At 45.7% G+C, this 1,902-nt stretch carries 2 protein-coding genes and 1 pseudogene; all 3 read left to right on the top strand.

The genetic code is table 11. From position 1 onward, the window contains the following. On the top strand, positions 1-831 hold an 831-nt coding region (locus tag AO388_RS26640; RefSeq protein WP_063613826.1), incomplete at its 5' end, for an RHS repeat-associated core domain-containing protein. Next, positions 831-1,460: an Imm43 family immunity protein gene (locus AO388_RS26635; protein ID WP_058417463.1), complete on the top strand. Its 630-nt coding sequence runs from the start codon at positions 831-833 to the stop codon at positions 1,458-1,460. The genes AO388_RS26640 and AO388_RS26635, both read left to right, overlap by 1 nt. A gap of 251 nt (positions 1,461-1,711) precedes the next feature. Further along, a pseudogene (locus AO388_RS26630) lies at positions 1,712-1,902 on the top strand (type IV secretion protein Rhs); the annotation flags it as partial.

The raw sequence follows: 1,902 nt of genomic DNA, 5'->3' as shown, positions 1-1,902 counted from the left end.
GGCCTGCGCTTGCTGCGTGAAGAAAGCCCGGGACAGAGCAGCCTGTATCTGTACGAGCCAGGCAGCTATGCGCCTTTGGCCCGTGTTGATGAGAAAGAGGGCGAGGTAGAGAACAAGGTCTACTACTTCCACACCGACCAGATTGGTACGCCACTGGAGATGACCGACGCTGAAGGGCAGATCGTCTGGCAGGCCAAATATCGGCCGTGGGGCGCGGTTGAGAAACTGGTGGTGAACGAGGTCGAGCAGAACCTCAGGTTTCAGGGTCAGTATTTCGATGTCGAGACGGGGCTTCACTACAACACGTTTCGGTATTACGATCCGGAGATTGGGCGGTTTATTACGCAGGATCCGATTGGGTTGAGTGGGGGATTGAATCTTTATCTGTATGTTGGCAATCCAACTAGTGAAGTCGATATATTAGGGCTGTGCTCCAAAAAGCTAGGTAGCGCAATGGGAGATCGACCTCATGACGGCATGTCGAACCACCATCTAGTTCCCGAGCAACTGATGAAACGAAACGAATATAAGCGCATGTTCGACAAATTAGAATCTATGGGCTTCAATAAAGATGGTGCGTCTAACGGGATGTTCTTGCCTGACAATCCTCAATTAGCGAAAACGTTAGACCTGCCTGGTCACTGGACCAATCATAAGTTATACACCGGGGCGATAAAACCTGACCTCGATAGATTAAATAAAACTTTTCTTTCTGGCAAGTTAACTGAAACGCAACTGGCGCTCGGTATGGGTCAAGTCCAGCGCTTAGCTAGAGAGGGGCTCGAAAATGGAAAATATGCTATTGACACTATCACCGGGAGACTAATGTGATGAGCTTAAATTTTTACGTAATTGAGTATAAAAGTGATAATGAAGGCTGCCCAGTATTTTTGGACGGAGTGGAAAACTGCGACTGGGAATGGACAATATACGATCCCGCCCCATATAAATTTACAATTACAAAAAATTATGAATTCAGGATAGTGGATAAGGATGTGGAGTTTCTAGAGTTAGATTATTCTGGCTCTCCTGCAAGATTTGTTTCACAGCAATTTCTAAATGTTTGTGACGCATTAGGAGCGGAATATCGCTCAGTACCAGTAAAGGTCTATCTTGCGAATGGCGTAGAGACAAGGAAGGATTATTTTTATTTCTTAAGCGCTCAATGGGAGTCACTTCTTGATGAATCCAAATCTGAATATAGTTTAGAGCTAGACATGGAGAGTGGCAAGCCAACGGTCAACAAATTTTATCCAAAAGCAAATTGTTACAACTGGATAAATAAATTCACAACCAAAAGAAATATAGAATCAGATATTTTCTGGTGCTCTGAGTTAATGGAACTCGTATGCAGCCAACGCTTTGTAGACGAGTCAGTTCAGTGCGATTTGAAAGGCATAAATTTTGTTCCCATAAACGAAGAGTACCGGTACGATCCGTGGAACGAAATTCCAGAGTGAAGATATCAAAAGCTGTCTCATAGGCGATAGAGGTCTGGCTATGAGCATAGGTTTGGCTATCCATGCCGTTGACAAGGCTAGTGCTGTTGCGGCATTCGAATTAGCAAAGTTTTTCTTTGAAGAACTAGACTATCCAATCACGGGGGCAAAATTCCATAAAAGAATCGCGTTAGAATACGGCGAAGAATTAAAACTAGTTGAGACAACCTTAGATCATCTAGGTAAGAAATTAATTAGTGGTGAAGCAACCGAAGCCAGAACGCTACGTCGAGCATGCCTACAACCCGGTCCACCGCCGCTACGAATACGACCCGGCCGGCGAACTGAGCCGCACCCTCGACAAATTGCGTGGCGAAGTCACCTACGAATACGAAGCCAACGGTTGCCTGCTTGAACACAACCCCGAAAAACGCTTCGACGGCGAAGAATTCCGCTACGACGC

Origin of the sequence: Pseudomonas sp. ICMP 10191, from assembly GCF_001467335.1 — a bacterium.
GTDB lineage: Bacteria > Pseudomonadota > Gammaproteobacteria > Pseudomonadales > Pseudomonadaceae > Aquipseudomonas > Aquipseudomonas cerasi.
Note: the sequence above shows the minus strand (reverse complement) of the source record. Positions and strands in the feature narration are given on the sequence as shown.